Below are 18,442 nucleotides of genomic sequence, written 5' to 3'. Positions count from 1 at the left end.
TCCTCGCCGGAATCCAATGGGAGCGCGCCATGACTGCACCTGAAAAGACTGCACTCGAAAAAGGCATTACCGCGAACGGCACAGGCTACGGCGGCAAGACCTGGAACATCCTGGGCCAGGTCTATTTCCCCAAGGCCGTCACCGACTCCACCTTCGCATTCGAGACCAACAGCGATCCCGGCCAGTTCGTGCCGGTGCACATCCATCCGACCCAGGACGAGTTCATCCTGGTCCAGGAAGGCACGCTCGACCTCAAGCTCGACGGACAATGGGTCAAGGCCCATGCCGGCGATCTCGTGCGCATGCCGCGCGGCATCCCGCACGGCTATTTCAACAAATCAGACAAGCCGTGCCGCGCGCTGTTCTGGGTCTCGCCGATGCAGAAGCTCGAGGCGCTGTTCAACCAGCTGCACAATCTGACCGACCCGGCCGAAGTCGTGCGCATCTCGGCGCTGCACGAGGTGGATTTCCTGCCGCCCGAGGCGAACGACTAGCTTCCTCGTCCACTTCATCTGCTTGCCGGCCCGCCGGCCGCGCCTTGCGGCCGAACGTGGTCGCTTGCGCGGAAAACACATTGCGAGCAAACTCATGGTCACTCCCAAGCATGTCTGCGTGATCGGCGCCGGCGTCTCCGGCCTCGCCGCCGCCAAGGCGTTCTCCTCCCGCGGCCACCGCGTCACCATCGTCGAACGCTCTGGCGATCTCGGCGGCGTCTGGGAGCCGGCGCGCTCCTATCCCGATGTGCAGACGCAGAGCCCGAAGGAGCTCTATCGCTACACCGACCGCGCCATGCCGGACGCCTATCCGGAATGGCCGACCGGGCCGCAGGTTCACGCTTATCTCGCCGACTATGCGAAGAGTTTTGGCCTCGACCGCATGTTGCGCCTCGACACGGCCGTGGCAGGCATGGCGCGCCGCGCCGACGGCAAGCCGGGATGGACGCTCGCACTATCAGGCAAGGACGGCACGACGAATGAGGATTTCGATTTCGTCGCTGTGTGCACCGGCCAGTTCAACGAGCCGCGCGAGCTGCATTGCCCGGGCGAGGAAGGCTTTCTGGCACAAGGCGGCCAGATCCTGCATTCGTCGAAATATGGCGATCCCTCGCTGGCGAAGGGACGCCGTGTCGTCGTGCTCGGCGGGTCGAAATCGGCGACCGACATCGCGGTCAACGCAGTGAAATCGGGCGCGCGCGAGGTCACCATCGTGATGCGCGAGCCGGTCTGGCGCATCCCCTATTTCATCGGCGGGCTCGTGAACTTCAAGCGCATCCTCTACATCCGCGCGCAGGAGGAGATGTTTCCGGGCTGGGGCATCAGCGCGATGGGGCGGCTCGCCCATCGCGTCGCCGCGCCGCTGGTGTGGGCGAACTGGCGCGGGCTGGAGAGCCTCTTGAAAGCGCAGCTCAAGCTCGGCCGCTGCAAGATGGTGCCGAAGGACCGGATCGAGGACGGCGTCAACTGCTCGGTGCCGATCGCAACACCCGGCTTCTATCCGATGGTCGCCGACGGCCGCATCAAGGCGGTGTTCGGCACGTTCGACCATTATGACGGCGACAGCATCGTGATGAGCGGCGGCGAGCGCGTCGGTGCCGACGTCGCGGTGCTCGCGATCGGCTACAAGCTCGGCGTGCCGTTCCTGCCCGAGGCCTACAGGCAGAAGCTGGTCGATGCCGACGGGCAGTACCGGCTCTACCGCCTGATCGCCAATCCTGATCTGCCCGAACTCGGCTTCGTCGGCTTCAACTCCTCGTTCTGCACCGTTCTCTGCGCCGACCTCGCCGCCAACTGGCTGGTGCGCTATGCCGACGGCCAGCTCGCCAAACAGCCGACGGCGCAGGCCATGCGCGACAACATCGAGATGATGCTGCACTTCAAGCGCGTCGAGCGACCGGCCGCGGGCGTCTATGGCGGCCTCTGCGTCGCGCCCTATCACTACCGCCATTTCGACGAGCTGATGGCCGACATCGGCACGAAGAACCAGAAGACGGGCGGACTGAAAGGACGCTTCCAGCCGCCGAATGCGGATGCCTATGCGAAATTCCTGGCGACGGCGCCGGACTATCGTGCGGCATAAGGGCAAGAATGACGGCTGAGCGGGATTTGCATCTCGCCAGCCCTTACCTCCGATGCTTACGATCTCCCTGGCCAGCGAATCGATGGGAACCGGCCATGGGATTCAGACGTCTCGCGATCTTTGCGGTTGTTGCCTTCTTCGTCGCAGCGCCCGCCGCCAGCCAACAGCGTGCGCTCACGCCGCGGCAGACGGAGGCGGTCGCCGCCTATGACAAGGCGCTCGCCGAGTTCAAATCGATCCTCGCCGAACGGCGGCGCCAGATCGACGCGAAAGAGCCGCTGCCGAATCTGCCGGGGCAGGCGCTTTATCTCGCGCGCGTCGCCGTGATCAGCTCGTACAAGGATCTCACCGATGCCATGCCGTCGCGGATCGGGAAGCCCAACAAGTTCGAGATTCCGCCGGCCTATTTCGACGCCGAGATCGAACCGATGATCGACGAATATTCAAGACTGTTCGATGTCATGGAGGCGCCGCCCGCCAATGCGCAGAACTCGGCGACACCATTCAAGGATGTCGTCGATCTCGCCACGGTGATCGCCCGAGTCAAGGGGCTCGCACCTGAGCACGCCGCCGCTGCGGGGCGGATCAGCCTCGGACTGTTCTTTGCGGAGACCAACGGCAAGCAGAACGTCCGCAACGGGCGCTCGAACACTTACATGGGCAGCTTCCAGACCGGCCCCTCCGAGGACCGCAACGGCCACAGGAAATGGCAGGCGATCAAGGGCGAGATCGCCGCGATCGATGCGGCCTTGAGCGCGCGCGACGACAAGGAGGAGGCACGGGCGAGCGGCATCGACCGCCGCTTCAACCACTGGACCAACGTGCGCGACGGCCTGATGAACGCGCATGCGGAGGTGTTCCGCGAGATCCCGGCCATCGTGAAGACACTGCCCGACCCGATCGACCAGATGAAGCTGTTCGAGCTGATTCAGATTGTGCCGACCCCGACGCGGGCTGCGCTCAAATCCGGCGATCTCCTGAACTACAGGGTGTCCAGCCCCACGATCATGAAGCACCTGCGCAATAACAGCATCTTCGCGTTCGGGCAGGCCGACCGTGCCCGCACCTCCGCAAGCTTCCGCGAGATCCTCGCCGCGATGTGGCTGTTCAACCGCAAGTTCGAGAAGGCGATGGCGAAACACGCGGAGATCAAGGGGCGGTAGGCGCGCGCCAGGCAACTTTATCGGGTTTGCCTTGGTCCGTTCACGCGAAGGGCGACCGGCTAGATCGGTCGCCCTCCTCCTCATTTCACATCATCGGGATCATGATGACGATCCCGGGGCCGGACCAGAGGTCCTCAGTAGCGCGTCAAGCCTGGACCGCCGAAGCGATAGTTGATGCGCGCAGTGATGATATCCACGTCCTGACCGATGCTGTTGGTCGTGGCAACGCCTCCGGGGGCGGCTGCGAAGCTCAGAGTCCGACGATCGAGGAAGATGTGATCGTACTCCACGCCGACCGACCAATTGGGAGCGAAACCGAACTCCATGCCAGCGCCGACGGTAGCTCCCCACCGCGTATCGCTGCTGGAGTTGATCAACGCATTGGTTCCCGTGAAAGTGTGGGTGTAGCGGTTATCCACCACGGCCGCGCCGCCCTTCGCATATAGCAGCACGTTGTTCCAAGCCCAACCGACCTGGCCCGTGAAAAGACCGAAGGCGCGCAGCCGGGAATTGATGGTGAGGTCACCCGGCGCGAACACGAAGGCAGGCGACGACACCCGCGATCCGTTCAAGTCGGCCCAATCCCCTTGCGCCTCCAGTCCGAACACCCAGGACGCCGACTGCCAGCGATATCCGATCTGACCGCCAGCGACGGCACCGTCTGCGTTGTGACATCCCTCGCCTGCCGTAAAGGGTGCGCCTGCGAAGCTCACAAAGTCCCAGCAGTTGCGGGTGGTGCCGTATCCACCGTTGCCGCCGATGTAGAAGCCGCTCCAGTCGTAAACCGACGCCACAGCGGGCGGCGGCGCTTTAACGTACGGCCTTGCCGCCATATCAGCGGCCTGCGCATGGGTACTCAACGCCAGTGCCGCCACTGCGACACCGGCAAGCATTGTTTTTTTCATATGTAGTCCCCTTGGGCTGAAATGCCGTAACAACTAGACACCATTGAGCGGTGCTTCGCTGTAGCCGTGAAAACACGGGTCTAGTGGGTGTTTAGCCAGGAGAGTTCCTCCCAATTCCGAACGTTCAGGGCCAAAAGCCCAAAGAAATCAATAAAAGCACAGCGCCGACGTGCCAACATTTCGGAACTCAACCTGATTGAAGCGGTGCTACCTGTCTTTCCGCACCGAAAAGCGGTTCTTTCGCTTTTCGAACGCGAGGTACTTTTCAATCGTGGCCTGAAGTTCACCCGCCAATTCCAACCGCCGCTCAGGCGTGTTGAGGCCGCGCTGAAGTTCGAGCACCCGGCCGGCCATTTCCTGACAGATCTTCGCAAGCATTTGGTTCATAGACAGCTTCCTCGGTGACTCAAACGAGAGGAAGTCGGTCTTGGATCACATCCAATCCGAGCCCAGGAGAACTCACGCCCGGGCGAAGCGATCCTGCGGATGGCGGTAAAAGGCAAGTCGACCGAGATCGAGCGTCTGACTCCACTCAATTTGCTCGGTCCGGCACCCGTGGCCGGCCGCTCGACGCGGGCGGTTGCAACCGCTACCGAAAATTGTAGCCTCTCGCTCTCACCAGCGACGCGGATCAATCCATGCGTATTCTCATTCTCGGCGGCAGCCAGTTTCTCGGACGCGCGGTCGCGAGCCATGCCTGCGCTGCCGGTCACGAGGTGACCTGCGCCGCCCGCGGCGTAGCCGGGCCGATTGCGGCGGGCGCGCGCTTCATCCGGATCGACCGCGATGCGGCCGACGGTCTTGCGCCGCTCGCGGGCGAGACATTCGATGCTGTGGTCGACGTCTCGCGTCATCCCGGCCAGGTCCGACACGCGGTCGCGGCGCTGAAGCGACCCGGCGTGCACTGGACCTTCGTCTCCACGATCAGCGTGTATGCGGACAACCGGATACCAGGACAACGCGCGGATACAGCGCCGCTGCGCGAGCCCGCGGCAGGGGAACTGGAGCACAGCACGGATGCCATTTACGGCGCCGCCAAGGTCGCCTGCGAGCAGGCGGTCGGCAACGATGCCTTCATCTGCCGCGCCGGCCTGATCGCCGGGCCGGAGGATCCGACGGGGCGCTTTGCCTATTGGCCGACACGGCTCGCGCGCGGCGGCGAGGTGCTGGCCCCGGCATCCCCTGATGATGCCGTCCAGTTCATCGACGTGCGCGATCTCGCGCAATGGATCGTGCATGCCGCGGAAATTCGCCTCACCGGCATCTATGACGGGATCGGGCCAATTCGCACGCGCGGCGAAGTCCTGGCCGAATGCGCAGCCGCGCTGAATGCGGCGTGCACCTTCACCTGGATCGATCGTGCGTTTCTTGAGGCCCACGACGTGCGGCGCTGGGCGGGCCCGCGATCATTGCCGCTGTGGCTGCCGCTGCCCGACTTCGCCGGCTTCATGACGCGCGACACCTCACCGGCCCGCGAGGCCGGACTGACCTCGCGACCTCCGGGAGACACCGCGCGCGATACGTTGCATTGGCTTCTCAACAGCGGAGGCCCGGTCATCGGGCTGACCGCCGATGAAGAGCGGGACGTGCTTGCGGCGTGGCACATTGCCCAAAGGAGTTAGGGCAAGCCGCCGGAACGCGGCGTGTGCTTTGAGATCATCGGGGTCCGTGCTTGCTGTTCGTCGCGATGAACTCTGCAATTCTGTCGACCGCCTCTCTTTCGATGCCATAGTAGCCATGGGCCGCATAAGCTTCGCAAGGGTCGGATCTCGGCGGGTCACCGCCGCTCAACAACACGGTCGCCACCTGGGCTGAGCCCGTCAGGCGCTTGGCGAGCGCCGGCGCATCCGCGGCAGGTGTGAACTCGCAGGCATCTTCCTTGTGCGACACGATCAGGGTGGGCACCCTGATCTCGGGTAACGCCATGCTGATGACGCCGTCCGGGTAATCCCTGGCGAATTCCGGAAAGCGTCTGGCGAAGGACGAGCCCGGCGCAATCCTCGTTACGGTCGACGTCAGCACGAGGCCATCGATCGAACCGGCTGCGATGCCGTCGCGGCCGGCAGCGATGGCGCGGCGCGCTGCCGACCAGCTGCCCGCACTGGTGCCGACGAGCCATACCGGCACATCGGCATGGCTCTTCAAGTAGTCGGCGATGGGCCCGATGTCGATCGCGTGCTCTGTGCTGAGGCGAAAGGATCCGCTCATGCCTCTCGGTTGATCGGACGGCGCATCGATCACGGCCACCATGAACTCGTGCGCAGCGAATTTCTCGCGGCTGCGCACCAGGAAATTTCCGGCTACGAAAGCGTAAGGCCCCACCTGCGGAGGCGGCATCCTGCTCAAGCCCAGCTTGCCACTCCCGCCAGCAAACAGGATGACTGACGCGATTGCGTGCTCCGGCTTGATCAGAATGAAGGTCTGCTGAACGCCGCGTGGCGTGGTGATGGAGACGATCGAAGCTTCGTCTCCAAAGGCTGCATTCCGGGTTGAGAATGAGAGAATTGCGAGTAGAACAATCAGGTGAAGCACACGATTCATGACAGGGGCTCCGGCAATCGCCCTTTGGACTACTCCGTCCGGATCGGCGAATCCTTCAGGCCGTTATCGTCATAGGCCTTGCGCAGCGTGCCGTTGGTCATGGCTTCATTCATGAATTTGGTGACGAAAGCCAGCGCCTGGTTGTGGCCGAGCGGCAGGGCGACGGCCGTCACCGTCTTCTTGAACGTCTCGTCCAGCACGCGCGTACCCGGGATCTTCTGCGCCATCTTGTTGAGCTGGTCGCGCGACAGGGCGAAGGCGTCGATCTCGCCGCTCTTCAACAGGCTGAAAATCTCGTCATAGGTCTGATAGCCCGTGACCTTCGCATGCTTCAGATGCGCGATCGCGCCGCGCATGGTCGTCGTGGCGTTGACGGCCGCAACCTTGATGCCGGGCTGGTCGAGCGTCGCAAAATTGCTGACCGCCGACCCGGGCTTGACGATGTAGGTGGCGTCCGCGACCTCGTAGATCGGGCCGAACAGCATCTTGGTCTCGCGCTCGGGATCTTTGGGCAGCCAGGTGACGTCCCACGTCCCTTTTGACGCAGCGTCGGTGATCTGCCCGGAATTCTGGTGCACGACATATTTGACGGGGAGACCGAGCTGTGCGGCCATCGCCTTGCCGAGATCGACGGGCACGCCGGCATAGCCGGCTTCGGTCTTGGTCGACCAGAACGCGCCGCCTGCGGGGCTGATGGCGATCGCGACCCGCAGCTTGCCGGTCGGTGCGATCTCGTCTTTCAGACCGTCTGCTAGCGCGGGCATGGCAACGATCGCTGCGAGAGCGAGGCCCGCAAGGGCCGACCGGAATGGCGTTGGCATGTCATGGTCTCCTCACCTTTTCTTCTTCCCGGCCGCTCCGTTCGGCTCGCGGCCTTTGATACAATTCTGGTCGATCACGCCCTCGGTGAAAAGCGGTTTGTCGTGATAAACTTGCCAAAGGCCACATCGCTCGTTGCGGTGCAAGGCCGGCGACTGCCATGGCTATGGTGTTCCACGGCCAGTCTTTTGTTGCTAGCCTGCCGCATCGACAGACAGCAATCGGGGGCCACCGAATGACCGCAGCGAATCCCGCCTCTCCCGCAAGACGCAATGGTGCGCGGAGGCATATCGTGCGGGGCCTTTGCGCTGCGGCGTCCGTGGCCGTGCTCGCCGGCTGCGAGGACAAGAACACGTTCGTGGCACCGCCCCCGCCCAAGGTGGACGTGGCAACGCCCGTGCAACGCCCGGTGACGCGCTACATCGAGGCCACCGGCAACACGGCGCCGATCAAGAGCGTCGATCTCGTCGCGCGGGTGCAGGGCTTTCTGCAATCGATCGACTATCAGGACGGCAGCTTCGTCAAGCAGGGCACCCAGCTGTTCACGATCGAGCCGGAGACCTACAAGCTCAAGCTCGAACAGGCGCAGGCGGCCGAGACCGGCGCGCAGGCCTCGGTCCGGCAGTCGGAAGCCGATTACAAGCGGCAGGCCGAGTTGGTGCAGCGCCAGGCGGTCTCGCAAGCCACGCTCGACAATTCCACCTCTACGCGCGACAACGCCCAGGCCAATCTGCAGCAGGCGCAGGCCAACACCAAGCTGGCCCAGGTCAATTACGGCTACACCAAGGTGACGGCGCCGTTCGACGGCATCGTCAGCGCCCACATGGTCTCGGTCGGCGAGCTCGTCGGCGTCTCCTCGCCGACCCAGCTTGCCTCCATCGTCGCGATGGACCCGATCTATGTGAACTTCACCGTCAACGAGCAGGACGTGCTGCGCATCCGCGCCGAAGCCACCCGCCGAGGACTTACGCCGGCCGACATGAAGCAATTCCCGATTCAGGTGGGACTGCAGACCGAGGCCGGCTATCCGCACGAGGGCAAGCTCGACTACGTCTCGCCGACGCTCAATCAATCGACGGGCACGTTGGCAGTGCGCGGCCTCGTCCCCAACGACAAGCGGGTGCTGCTGCCCGGCTATTTCGTCCGCGTCCGCGTGCCCTTCGACCAGGAGAAGAGCGCCCTGCTCGTCCCTGATACGGCGCTCGGCAGCGACCAGGGCGGCCGCTATGTGCTGGTGGCCAACGCCGACAACGTCGTCGAGCAGCGCAAGGTGCAGATCGGCCCGGTCGACAATGGCCTGCGCGTCATCGAAAGCGGCCTGAAGCCGGAGGACCGCGTCGTCATCGCGGGGCTGTTGCGGGTGATCCCGGGCCAGAAGATCGATCCGCAGGTGACGAAGATCGAGCAGTCGCAGGCCTCGAGCAAGTAAGGGCTGCCAGCCATGATCTCAAAATTCTTCATCGAGCGGCCGGTCCTCTCGAACGTCATCGCGCTGCTGATGATCCTGATCGGCGGCGTCGCGCTGTTCAACCTCGCCATCGCGCAATATCCTGACGTGGTGCCGCCGACCGTGCAGGTCACCACGCGCTATCCCGGCGCCAGCGCCAAGACCGTGATCGACACAGTTGCCTTGCCGATCGAGCAGCAGGTCAACGGCGTCGAGGACATGCTCTACATGCAGTCCTATAGCGGCTCCGACGGCACCTATACGCTGACGGTGACCTTCAAGATCGGCACCGATCTCAACTTCGCGCAGGTGCTGGTGCAGAACCGCGTCTCCAGCGCGCTATCGCAATTGCCGCAGGCCGTGCAGAACCAGGGCGTCACCGTGCAGAAGCGGTCAACCTCGATCCTCCTGTTCGTGACGCTGACCTCGCCGGATTCGCGATACGACAGCCTCTATTTGAGCAACTACGCCACCATCAACATCCGTGACGAGCTCTCCCGCCTGCCCGGCGTCGGCAACGTCACCGTGTTCGGCGCCGGCCAATATTCGATGCGGGTCTGGCTCGATCCGAACAAGTTGCAGGTCCGCGGCTTGGTGCCGCAGGACGTCATCCAGGCGATCCAGCAGCAGAGCCAGCAGGTCGCCGCCGGCCAGGTCGGCGCGCCGCCGACGCCGCCGGGACAGGCGTTCCAGTACACGCTCAACGTCAACGGACGGCTCGACGACACCAGCCAGTTCGAGAACATCATCGTCAAGTCAGGCGGCAGCGGCGATGTCACGCGCGTGCGCGACGTCGGCTGGGTCGAGCTGGGGGCACAGACCTACAGCCAGATCTTCTCGCTGAACAAGCAGCCGGCGGTCGGCATCGGCGTGTTCCAGTCGCCCGGCGCCAACGCGCTGCAGGTCGAGCAGGCCGTCGAGAAGAAGATGGCCGAGCTCGCCAAGCGCTTCCCGGAAGGCGTCAAATACGACACGCCGTTCGACACCACCAAGTTCGTCGAGGCCTCGGTGCACGAGGTCTACATGACGCTGATCGAGGCCGGCCTGCTGGTGCTGGTCGTGATCCTGGTCTTCCTGCAGGACTGGCGCGCGATGCTGGTGCCGGCAACCACCGTGCCCGTCACCATCATCGGTGCCTTCGCGGCGATGGCGGCGCTCGGCTTCACCATCAACATGTCGACGCTGTTCGCGATCGTGCTCGCGATCGGCATCGTGGTCGACGACGCCATCGTCGTCGTGGAAGGCGCCGCGCACAACATCGAGCGGGGCATGAACGGCCACGACGCCGCGATCAAGGCGATGGACCAGCTGTTCGCGCCGATCGTCGGCATCACGCTGGTGCTGATCTCGGTGTTTCTGCCGGCCTCGTTCCTCGCCGGCCTCACCGGGCGGATCTATTCGCAATTCGCGCTGGTGATCGCGGCGACCGCGCTTTTGTCCGCCATCAACGCGGCGACGTTGAAGCCGACGCAATGCGCGCTGTGGCTGCGGCCGGCGGTGCCGCCGGAGCAACGCAATTTCTTCTACCGCGGCTTCAACGCGGTCTATGACCGCGTCGAGCGCGGCTACACCAGGTTGATCACGTTCCTCGTGATGCACGCCACGGTCTCGGTCGCGTTCGCGCTTCTGGTGATCGGCGCCAGCGGCTATGGCCTGTCGCGGGTGCCGACCGGCTTCCTGCCGATCGAGGACCAGGGCTATCTGATCGCCGCGGTGCAGCTGCCCGACGGCGCCGCGCTGGAGCGGACCCAGGCGGTGCTCGACAGGGCCAGCACACTGATCAAGGAGACCCCCGGCGTCCAGCAGGTCATCACCATCGCCGGCATCTCCGCGCTCGACAACAGCGCCAGCCTTGCCAATGCCGGCGTCGCCTACATCATCCTAAAGGACTGGGACGCGCGCAAAGGACCCGGCGAGGATCTGCGCTCGCTGGTGTACGGCCTCAACGACAAGCTCGCGGCCATCATGGATGCCCGCACCATCGTGCTGCCGCCGCCGCCGATCCAGGGCATCGGCAACGCCGCCGGCTTCTCGATGCAGGTCGAGCTGCGCGACGGCAACAGCGATTTCGCCAAGCTGCAGGCCATCACCGGCGCGATGGTCTCGAACGGCCAGAGCCAGAGTGCGCTGCAGCGGGTGCAGTCCTCGTTCCGTTCCTCGGTACCGCAATTCAACGTCGAGATCGATCGCGTCAAGACCCAGACGCTGCACGTCACCACCGATCAGGTGTTCTCGGCGCTGTCGACCTATCTCGGCTCGTCCTATGTCAACCAGTTCAACAAGTTCGGCCGCGTGTTCCAGGTCTATACGCAGGCCGATCCCGCCTTCCGCGTCACCGAGCGCGACATCGCCAACATGCAAGTGCGCAACTCGAACGGCGACATGATCCCGATCGGCACCGTCGCCAAGATCACGCCGGCCACGGGGCCATCGCTGATCAGCCTCTACAATCTCTACCCCTCCTCGACCGTGATCGGCCTGCCGGCGCAGGGCTATTCCTCCGGCCAGTCCTTGAAGCTGATGGAGGAGATCGCGGACAAGACGCTGCCGCCGGGCACCGGCTACGAATGGACCGCGATGTCCTATCAGGAGAAGGCGGTCTCGAACCAGATCTACTGGGTGTTCGGCCTTGCCATGCTGCTGGTCTACCTGGTGCTCGCCGGCCAGTATGAGAGCTGGTACGCACCGATCTCGGTGATCCTCGCCGTGCCGCTGTCGCTGCTGGGGCCGATGCTGATCCTCTCCGCCCTCAAGATCGACAACAACCTCTATTGCCAGATCGGCCTGATCCTCCTGATCGCGCTGTCGGCCAAGAACGCGATCCTGATCGTCGAGGTCGGGCTCGAGCTGCACGGCCGCGACGGCAAGCCGGTGCTGGAGTCCGCGATCGAAGCGGCGCGCGCCCGCTTCCGCCCGATCCTGATGACATCGTTCGCCTTCATCCTCGGCGTGGTGCCCCTAGTGCTCGCCACCGGCGCCGGCGCCAGCGCCCGCAAGTCGATCGGCATCACGGTCTTCTCGGGCATGCTGGCCTCGACCTGCCTCGCGGTGCTGTTCGTGCCGGCGTTCTTCGTGGTGGTGCAGCGCTTCGAGAACTGGCGGGCGAGCAAGAAGGCGCCGAAGGTGGCCGAGGTAAAGCCCTAGCCCTTCTCCGCTGGGGCCTGCCGCGCTTCGCCGCTCGACACCAGCAGCACGGAGACCTTCGACTGCCTAAGCACGGCGTCGGCGACACCGCCGAAGGAGAGATGATCGGCCTGGATGCGGTCGACGCCCATGACGACGAGATCGACGTCGGTGGTGTCGATCTCGCGCAGGATCGCCGCCTCCGGCGCTCGGTTGACCCGCAGCGTGGTGGTGATGTCGACGTCGTAGCGGGCGGCGAGATCGCTGGCGTCCTTGAGGATGCCCGCCTCCTGGCTGTGGCCGCGGGAGGTGCCGCGCTGCGCGCCCTTGTCGCGCGTCGTCGCGACATAGATCACCCGGAGCGAGCCTGATCCTCCTTGCGCCAGCGCAACTGCGACCTCGGCGCCGCGCTTGGAGATGCCGCTGCCGGAGACCGGGACGAGGATGTTGAGTCCCTCGGGCATCGGCTGCTTCAGGTGCTTGCCCTTGGCCGCGGCGATCGCGAGCGGTCCCTCGAACGTTGTGGCAATGTCCTCGATCTTGCGGTCGAAGCGATCCTTGGTCGCGGCGACCTTGTCGACGCCGACGACGAGGAGATCAAAACCCTTGCGGGCCTCCTCGGCGATGGTCTCGCCGAGCTCCGCACGCCTCGCGCGGGTCACGACGTCGACGCTGCCGGTGTCTCCCTCGGTGTTGGCAGCCACCGCCTCGGCCGCCTTCTTCACCACGGCTTCGTGGCTCTCCTCCGCGTCGCGGCTCTTCTCCTGCTCCTCCGGCCGCTTGCCGATATGCAGCACGGTGATCGGCAGGCCGCGCATACCGGCGATCAGGCCCGCAAGGTGGGCGGCAAAGGTGGCATTGACGCTTTCGTCCACCGCCAGCAGAGGGCGCTCGAGATTGGCGAGGAAGCCGCGCTTTTCGAACTCTTCCCTCTCCAGCCGCTCCTTCTCCTCCTTGTTCATCGGCAGCCGCGCCAGCGCCGCGCGCAGCATCGGCGGCATCGCCATCGTGGTCACGATCGCCATGGTCACGATCATCGTGAACAGGTTCTGGCTGAGCACGCCGATGGACAGGCCAATGGTCGCGATGATGACCTCGGTCGAGCCGCGGGCATTCATGCCGCTCGCGAGCGCCAGCGATTCCCGCGTGCTGAGGCCGCCGACCGTGCCGCCGACGAAGGCGCCGCCGAATTTGCCGACGCTGGCGATCACGACCAGGAGGCCGGTAAGCATCAGGAGATTGGGGTCACGCAACACCGAGAGATCGGCGGCAAGGCCGGCCAGACCGAAGAACACCGGCATGAAGAAGCTCGAGATCAGCCCGCGCAGGCGCTCGTCGATCTGCCGCGTCAGGATCGGGGATTCCCCGACCAGGATGCCGGCGACGAAAGCACCCAGCACGGTGTGCACGCCGATCAGATGCGTGATCATCGCCATCGCGCACATCAGCAGCAGGATCACCGTGATGACGGCCGCGGCGCTGACGAGGTTGTCGTTGGCCCAGCGGATCAGCTGAAACACTAGGCGGCGGCCGATCGTGAAACTGACGGCGAGGAAGGCGAGCGTGCCGAGCACGGCTTTCGCCACCGAGGCGATATCCAGCGCCCCATGCGAGGCCAGACTGAAGATGACGGCAATGATGATCCAGCCGATGGTGTCGTCGATCACGGCGGTCGCGACGATGATCTGCCCGACATTGCGCCGCATGAAGTTCATCTCGCGCACGACCACGGCAACGATCTTCACCGAGGAGATCGACAGCGCCGTGCCCATGAACAGCGAGGCGACGAGACGTTGTTGCGGATTGGGCAGCAGCGCATCGGGCAGGAATTCGCCGAGCGCGAAGCCGCAGGCAAAGGGCACGAGGATGCCGGCGATCGAGATCGCGATCGCGGCCTTGCCGACCTTGCGGACCAGCTTGAGATCGGTCTCCATGCCGGTGAGCAGCAGAAGCAGCAGGATGCCGACCTGCGCGATGCCGTCGATCATCGCCTTCTGCTCGGGCGATTTGGGGAAGATCGCGGCTTGCGCCTCCGGCCAGACCCAGCCGAACAGCGACGGACCAAGGATGATGCCGGCGAGCAGCTCGCCGATCACCGAGGGCTGGCCAATCCGCTGCATGATCTCGCCAAGACCGCGGCCGACCGCGATCAGCAGCACGATCTGCGCCACCAGCAGGAATTCGGACGGGCCGGCCGGTTTGCCCGTTTCGGCGCCGGCCGCAATGGTGGTGAGAACGAGCGCCGCGAAGGCAAGGCTGGCCGATCCGAGCAGGCGCCATGGCATGCAGATGTCTTTCCCCCTTTGCCCCGGTGTCGGAGCCATGGGGATAGAACCCGCGGAAGGTGGCGCGGGTTCCCGGCGTAGGAGGCTGCGGGCGGCAACAAAAAGTCGAAAACAACCCCATGCACAGTAGGGATCGAGTTGAAAAGGCTCGGGAAAATTTTGGCGTTACCGAAGCGCTTTGCTCCGTCGCGCAAAACAGGAGTAGGAGTGAGATCATGGACGGTGCGAGCGTTCCCCGGACGCAGCGCAGCGTCTTTTCGACGAGGCGCTGCTGAGCCGGGGCCCATCTCGCCGCATGCCATGTCGCTTCTGGGTCCCGGCTCTGCGCCGCAACGCCTGCGCGTTGCAGCTTGTCCGGGACACGAGGCCCCTCACACGGGCTGCGGCGTCCGGATCTCACGGGGCAGGATGATAGCGGCGGCGATCGCGAGCAGGCAGAGGCCGGCGAAGGCGTGCAGCATGGTGACGAAGCCGCCCTGCTCGTAGAGCCAGGCAACCAGGCCGACCGAAGCACCCGCCGCGGTGAAGCCGATGAAGTAACGCACGGCGTAGGCGCGGGAGCGCCATTCCTCGCTGGTGTATTTGCCGACCATGGCGTCGTTCACCGTGACCTGGCCGAACGCGCCCATGACGATGCCGATCGACACCAGGATCAGCGGCAGATTGTTCAGGGTCGCGGCGAGATAGAGGAACGGCGCCAGCATGAAGGACAGCGGCAACGCCACCGTCTTCAGCGAGTAGCGGTCGAGCAGCCGGCCGATCGTGTACTGCGTCATCGCGCCGAACACGTAGACGCAAGCGGCGATGACGCCGAGCAGCGCCGGGCTTTTCGTCAAATCCGCCAGCCGCTCCGCGAACAGCTTCGGCAGCGCCACGGTGACGGCGTTGAACGTCGTGGAGATCGCGATCACCACGATCAGCAGCGACAGCACCACGCGCCACATGTCCTGCTTGGCCACCCGCGCCTGCGCGGCCGCCTGCTTGGCGCCCTTGCGGTCCTCGTGCACGACCATCATCGCAAAGGCGAGGCCGATCAGGATCGTGACCACGCCGGGCACGATGAAGGCAAATCGCCAGCCGAGATATTGCCCGATCACGCCGGTGACCAGCGCCGAGGAGGCGACGCCGAGATTGCCCCAGACGCCGTTGATGCCCATCTCGCGGCCGAGCCGGTCGGCATAGGACACGATCATTGCGGTGCCGACCGGATGATAGATCGAGGCAAAGATACCGATCGAAAGCAAGGCGGCGCCGAGCTGCGCCGGGGTCTGCACGAAGCCGACCGCGATCATGGACAGACCGATGCCGACGAAGAAGATCAACATCATGTGGCGGCGGCTCCAGCGGTCCCCGAGCCAACCGGTGAGCAGCGAGCCGGCGCCGAAGGCGACGAAGCCCGGCGTCGCGTAAGGCAAAAGTTCCGAATAGGCCATGCCGAGCGCCGGGCCCATGATGATGACGGCGGCGGCGAAGATCAGCATCGAATAATGGTCGATGAAATGGCCTGCGTTGACGAAACTGATCACCCGGCTGGGGCTGTTCATTCCCGAATCCTCTCCTGCTCCGAAATGAGTTATATGTCCTCCCCATGACGGGATGCCGCCAATGACTGTCTTGGAAAGGCCAAACTTGGAAACGCCTATCCTCCGGGAGGTCCGGAGCAACCACCGCTCGCCCGCCGGCGTGCATCTGGTCGCGCGCGACTATCCCAAGGGGATGCGGATCGATCCGCATTTGCACCGCGAGGCCCAGCTGATCTATGCGGCCAAGGGCACCATGCAGGTGACGACCCCCGGGGGACGCTGGCTGGTGCCGCCGGACCGGGCGGTGTGGGTCCCGGCCGGGCTCGATCATGCCCTCGACCTGCTCGCCGATATCGAGATGCGCACGCTGTATTTCGACCTGTCCTGGCTGAAGCGCGAAAAGCGCTATGAGGGATTGACCAGGGAATTCGTGGTGCGGGTCTCGCCGCTGCTCAACCAGGCGATCCTCGCGCTGTTCGACACTGGCAATACCGAAGAGCGCGCCGAGCTGCTGGTGCGCCTCGTCATGCTGGAATTGCACCAGGCCGAGGATTCCGCGACCTTCGTGCCGCTGCCACATGAGCCACGCTGCCGCCGCGCCGCGATGATCGTGCTCGACGACCCAACCGGCCTGCACGACATCGACACGCTGGCGCGCGAGGTCGGAACTTCCGCGCGCACGCTGTCGCGGCTGTTTTCCGCGGAGACACAGCTGAGCTTCAAGAGCTGGTGCCAGCGCGCGCGGATTGCCGCGGCAATCCAGCGGCTGTCGACAGATGCAAATGTCTCCGTGAAGCAGCTCGCGACCCAGCTCGGCTATGCCAGCGTGCCGGCATTCTCGGCCGCGTTCCGGCAAGTGACGGGACGGACGCCGACGGAATTTGCGGGGAAGTAGGCCGCTCGCATTCACAGGTCGTCGTGCCCAAGCTTGTCCCGGCCATGACGATGCGGAAACTGGAATGCCTCAAATAGCCATATGCGATCGCCCTCGCCTCGCCCAGCATGCCTGCATTCTCCAAACGCACGGTCCGACTAAAGTTGCCGCATTCCTCCGCTTGATTGTGATCGGTTTCCGCCCAAATCCCGTGTAAGCTTCCGCAACGCACAACTGACACGAAAGCCCCAATGGCCAACGCCTTCTTCTCCGACCTGCTCGCCACCATCTCCGAGCGCGGCCGCACGCTGCTTCGTCGCGGCGAGGCCGCCGATACCAGACCGGATGCCGATGGGCTGATCGAGCTCTGTGATGCGCTGCTGTCGGGCCGGGGCGAAGCGTCGGGCATCGCCATCGCCCGCGAGGTGCTCGACATCTACCGTGAGCTGGATGCGGCGGGACGCCGCGCCTTCTTCGACGGACTGGTGCGCGATTTCGGCCCGGACCGGGAGCGTCTGTCGAAGGCAATCGAGAAATGGCGTGCCGCGCCGAGCGACGAGGACGCGAGCTCGCTGCATTTCGCTTCGGAGCCGCGGCGGCAGGAGCTGATCCGCCGTCTCAACCGCGCGCCCGGCGGCACCGGCGAGCTCGTCAACATGCGCGCCGATCTGCTTGGCATGATGAACGGACACACCGATCTCGCCGCACTCGATCGCGACGTCTCGCATCTGCTTTCTTCGTGGTTCAACAGGGGGTTTCTCGTGCTGCGCAGGATCGACTGGTCGACGCCGGCCAACATCCTCGAAAAGATCATCCGTTACGAGGCCGTGCACGAGATCTCCGACTGGGACGATCTGCGCCGCCGCATCGATCCGGTCGACCGCCGCTGCTATGCGTTCTTCCACCCCGCGATGGTGGATGAGCCCCTGATCTTCGTCGAGGTGGCGCTGACCGAGACCATCCCGGGCGCGATCGCGCCGCTGCTTGCGGTCGACCGCCAGCATCTGCCGATCGAGCGCGCGCGCACCGCCGTGTTTTATTCGATCTCGAATACCCAGCGTGGCCTTGGCGGCATCTCCTTCGGCAGCTTCCTGATCAAGCAGGTGGTCGAGGAGCTGCGCCGCGAAACGCCGAAGCTCGACACTTTCGTGACGCTGTCGCCGGTGCCGGGCTTCATGGCCTGGGTGAAGCAGGACAGGGACCTGCCGCTCTCGGACGAGGACCGCGAGGTGCTGAAGCGCCTCGACGATCCCAAATGGTTCGAGAACCCCGAGACGACGTCGCTGCTCCGCGCCGTGATCGAGCCGCTCGCCGCGCATTATTTCCTCAAGGCGCGCACGCCGAAGGGCAAGCTGATCGATTCCGTCGCCCGCTTCCACCTCGGCAACGGTGCAAGGCTCGAACGCATCAACTGGCTGGGCGACCTCTCACCGAAGGGATTGCGGGAGTCGGCCGGCGTGATGGTCAACTACCTCTACCGCCTCGACGACATCGAGAAGAACCACGAAGCCTATGCCAATGACGGCGAGGTCGTGGCGTCCAGCGCGGTGAAGAAGCTGCTGAAGGGCGAAGGGCGACGGCTGCTGGATATGCGGCTGTCGTAGCTGCAAACCCAGTCGTCGTCCCGGACAAGCGCAGCGAAGCGAAGCGCCGATCCGGGACCCATAACCACAGAGAGTGATGGTG

14 protein-coding genes are annotated in these 18,442 nt (G+C 64.7%); 8 read left to right on the top strand and 6 right to left on the bottom strand.

Annotated features, from left to right (window positions below):
- Positions 1-29: 29 nt before the first annotated feature.
- The 3 genes from RPS27_RS01865 (at position 30) to RPS27_RS01855 (ending at position 3,239) form a co-directional block, all read left to right on the top strand.
- Positions 30-494 (top strand): cupin domain-containing protein, encoded by a 465-nt coding sequence (locus RPS27_RS01865; RefSeq protein ID WP_211416207.1) that lies wholly within the window; start codon positions 30-32, stop codon positions 492-494.
- Between the two features lie 94 nt (positions 495-588).
- Entirely contained in the window at positions 589-2,076 is a 1,488-nt protein-coding gene (locus RPS27_RS01860; RefSeq protein WP_212067217.1) for a flavin-containing monooxygenase, read from the top strand.
- A 95-nt stretch (positions 2,077-2,171) separates the two neighbouring features.
- On the top strand, positions 2,172-3,239 hold the full coding sequence (locus RPS27_RS01855) for a hypothetical protein (protein WP_212067218.1): 1,068 nt from the start codon (positions 2,172-2,174) through the stop codon (positions 3,237-3,239).
- Positions 3,240-3,373: 134 nt separating this feature from the next.
- Here RPS27_RS01855 and RPS27_RS01850 read toward each other — a convergent pair whose 3' ends face one another.
- Positions 3,374-4,144 carry an outer membrane protein gene (locus tag RPS27_RS01850; RefSeq protein WP_211416204.1) on the bottom strand — a complete coding sequence of 257 codons (771 nt, stop codon included), beginning with the start codon at positions 4,142-4,144 and terminating at the stop codon, positions 3,374-3,376.
- Between the two features lie 207 nt (positions 4,145-4,351).
- Positions 4,352-4,531 (bottom strand): hypothetical protein, encoded by a 180-nt coding sequence (locus RPS27_RS01845; RefSeq protein ID WP_211416203.1) that lies wholly within the window; start codon positions 4,529-4,531, stop codon positions 4,352-4,354.
- Positions 4,532-4,782: 251 nt separating this feature from the next.
- Between RPS27_RS01845 and RPS27_RS01840 the strand changes: the two genes are divergently transcribed.
- Positions 4,783-5,766 (top strand): NAD-dependent epimerase/dehydratase family protein, encoded by a 984-nt coding sequence (locus RPS27_RS01840; RefSeq protein WP_212067219.1) that lies wholly within the window; start codon positions 4,783-4,785, stop codon positions 5,764-5,766.
- Between the two features lie 34 nt (positions 5,767-5,800).
- Here RPS27_RS01840 and RPS27_RS01835 read toward each other — a convergent pair whose 3' ends face one another.
- Together RPS27_RS01835 and RPS27_RS01830 are read right to left on the bottom strand one after the other, a co-directional pair.
- Positions 5,801-6,685, bottom strand: coding sequence for a hypothetical protein (locus tag RPS27_RS01835; RefSeq protein ID WP_212067220.1), 885 nt, complete (start codon positions 6,683-6,685; stop codon positions 5,801-5,803).
- 29 nt (positions 6,686-6,714) lie between these two features.
- Positions 6,715-7,506, bottom strand: a complete 792-nt coding sequence (locus tag RPS27_RS01830; protein WP_212067221.1) for an ABC transporter substrate-binding protein — start codon at positions 7,504-7,506, stop codon at positions 6,715-6,717.
- A gap of 233 nt (positions 7,507-7,739) precedes the next feature.
- On the opposite strand from RPS27_RS01830, the gene RPS27_RS01825 reads away from it, so the two are divergent.
- On the top strand, positions 7,740-8,933 hold the full coding sequence (locus RPS27_RS01825) for an efflux RND transporter periplasmic adaptor subunit (RefSeq protein WP_211416199.1): 1,194 nt from the start codon (positions 7,740-7,742) through the stop codon (positions 8,931-8,933).
- Between the two features lie 12 nt (positions 8,934-8,945).
- Positions 8,946-12,095 (top strand): efflux RND transporter permease subunit, encoded by a 3,150-nt coding sequence (locus RPS27_RS01820; protein WP_212067222.1) that lies wholly within the window; start codon positions 8,946-8,948, stop codon positions 12,093-12,095.
- Here RPS27_RS01820 and RPS27_RS01815 read toward each other — a convergent pair.
- Positions 12,092-14,359, bottom strand: a complete 2,268-nt coding sequence (locus tag RPS27_RS01815; protein ID WP_313753857.1) for a cation:proton antiporter — start codon at positions 14,357-14,359, stop codon at positions 12,092-12,094. The genes RPS27_RS01820 and RPS27_RS01815 overlap by 4 nt on opposite strands.
- 371 nt (positions 14,360-14,730) lie before the next feature.
- Positions 14,731-15,903, bottom strand: coding sequence for an MFS transporter (locus tag RPS27_RS01810; protein WP_211416196.1), 1,173 nt, complete (start codon positions 15,901-15,903; stop codon positions 14,731-14,733).
- A 52-nt stretch (positions 15,904-15,955) separates the two neighbouring features.
- Here RPS27_RS01810 and RPS27_RS01805 point away from each other — a divergent pair, with 52 nt between their 5' ends.
- Positions 15,956-16,777 carry a helix-turn-helix transcriptional regulator gene (locus RPS27_RS01805; RefSeq protein WP_371746173.1) on the top strand — a complete coding sequence of 274 codons (822 nt, stop codon included), beginning with the start codon at positions 15,956-15,958 and terminating at the stop codon, positions 16,775-16,777.
- Between the two features lie 230 nt (positions 16,778-17,007).
- On the top strand, positions 17,008-18,360 hold the full coding sequence (locus RPS27_RS01800; protein ID WP_212067224.1) for a malonyl-CoA decarboxylase: 1,353 nt from the start codon (positions 17,008-17,010) through the stop codon (positions 18,358-18,360).
- Positions 18,361-18,442: the final 82 nt, after the last annotated feature.

The organism is Bradyrhizobium sp. WYCCWR 12699 (genome assembly GCF_032144035.1).
Classification (GTDB): Bacteria; Pseudomonadota; Alphaproteobacteria; order Rhizobiales; family Xanthobacteraceae; genus Bradyrhizobium.
The sequence above is the reverse complement of the archived record's forward strand: the minus strand, read 5'-3'. Positions and strand labels throughout refer to the sequence as shown.

Excerpts from the sequence above, each read along its gene's own strand:
- RPS27_RS01865 (WP_211416207.1), top strand. The coding sequence starts at position 30 with ATGACTGCACCTGAAAAGACTGCACTCGAAAAAGGCATTACCGCGAAC.
- RPS27_RS01860 (WP_212067217.1), top strand. The coding sequence starts at position 589 with ATGGTCACTCCCAAGCATGTCTGCGTGATCGGCGCCGGCGTCTCCGGC.
- RPS27_RS01855 (WP_212067218.1), top strand. The coding sequence starts at position 2,172 with ATGGGATTCAGACGTCTCGCGATCTTTGCGGTTGTTGCCTTCTTCGTC.
- RPS27_RS01850 (WP_211416204.1), bottom strand. The coding sequence starts at position 4,144 with ATGAAAAAAACAATGCTTGCCGGTGTCGCAGTGGCGGCACTGGCGTTG.
- RPS27_RS01845 (WP_211416203.1), bottom strand. The coding sequence starts at position 4,531 with ATGAACCAAATGCTTGCGAAGATCTGTCAGGAAATGGCCGGCCGGGTG.
- RPS27_RS01840 (WP_212067219.1), top strand. The coding sequence starts at position 4,783 with ATGCGTATTCTCATTCTCGGCGGCAGCCAGTTTCTCGGACGCGCGGTC.
- RPS27_RS01835 (WP_212067220.1), bottom strand. The coding sequence starts at position 6,685 with ATGAATCGTGTGCTTCACCTGATTGTTCTACTCGCAATTCTCTCATTC.
- RPS27_RS01830 (WP_212067221.1), bottom strand. The coding sequence starts at position 7,506 with ATGCCAACGCCATTCCGGTCGGCCCTTGCGGGCCTCGCTCTCGCAGCG.
- RPS27_RS01825 (WP_211416199.1), top strand. The coding sequence starts at position 7,740 with ATGACCGCAGCGAATCCCGCCTCTCCCGCAAGACGCAATGGTGCGCGG.
- RPS27_RS01820 (WP_212067222.1), top strand. The coding sequence starts at position 8,946 with ATGATCTCAAAATTCTTCATCGAGCGGCCGGTCCTCTCGAACGTCATC.
- RPS27_RS01815 (WP_313753857.1), bottom strand. The coding sequence starts at position 14,359 with ATGCCATGGCGCCTGCTCGGATCGGCCAGCCTTGCCTTCGCGGCGCTC.
- RPS27_RS01810 (WP_211416196.1), bottom strand. The coding sequence starts at position 15,903 with ATGAACAGCCCCAGCCGGGTGATCAGTTTCGTCAACGCAGGCCATTTC.
- RPS27_RS01805 (WP_371746173.1), top strand. The coding sequence starts at position 15,956 with ATGCCGCCAATGACTGTCTTGGAAAGGCCAAACTTGGAAACGCCTATC.
- RPS27_RS01800 (WP_212067224.1), top strand. The coding sequence starts at position 17,008 with ATGGCCAACGCCTTCTTCTCCGACCTGCTCGCCACCATCTCCGAGCGC.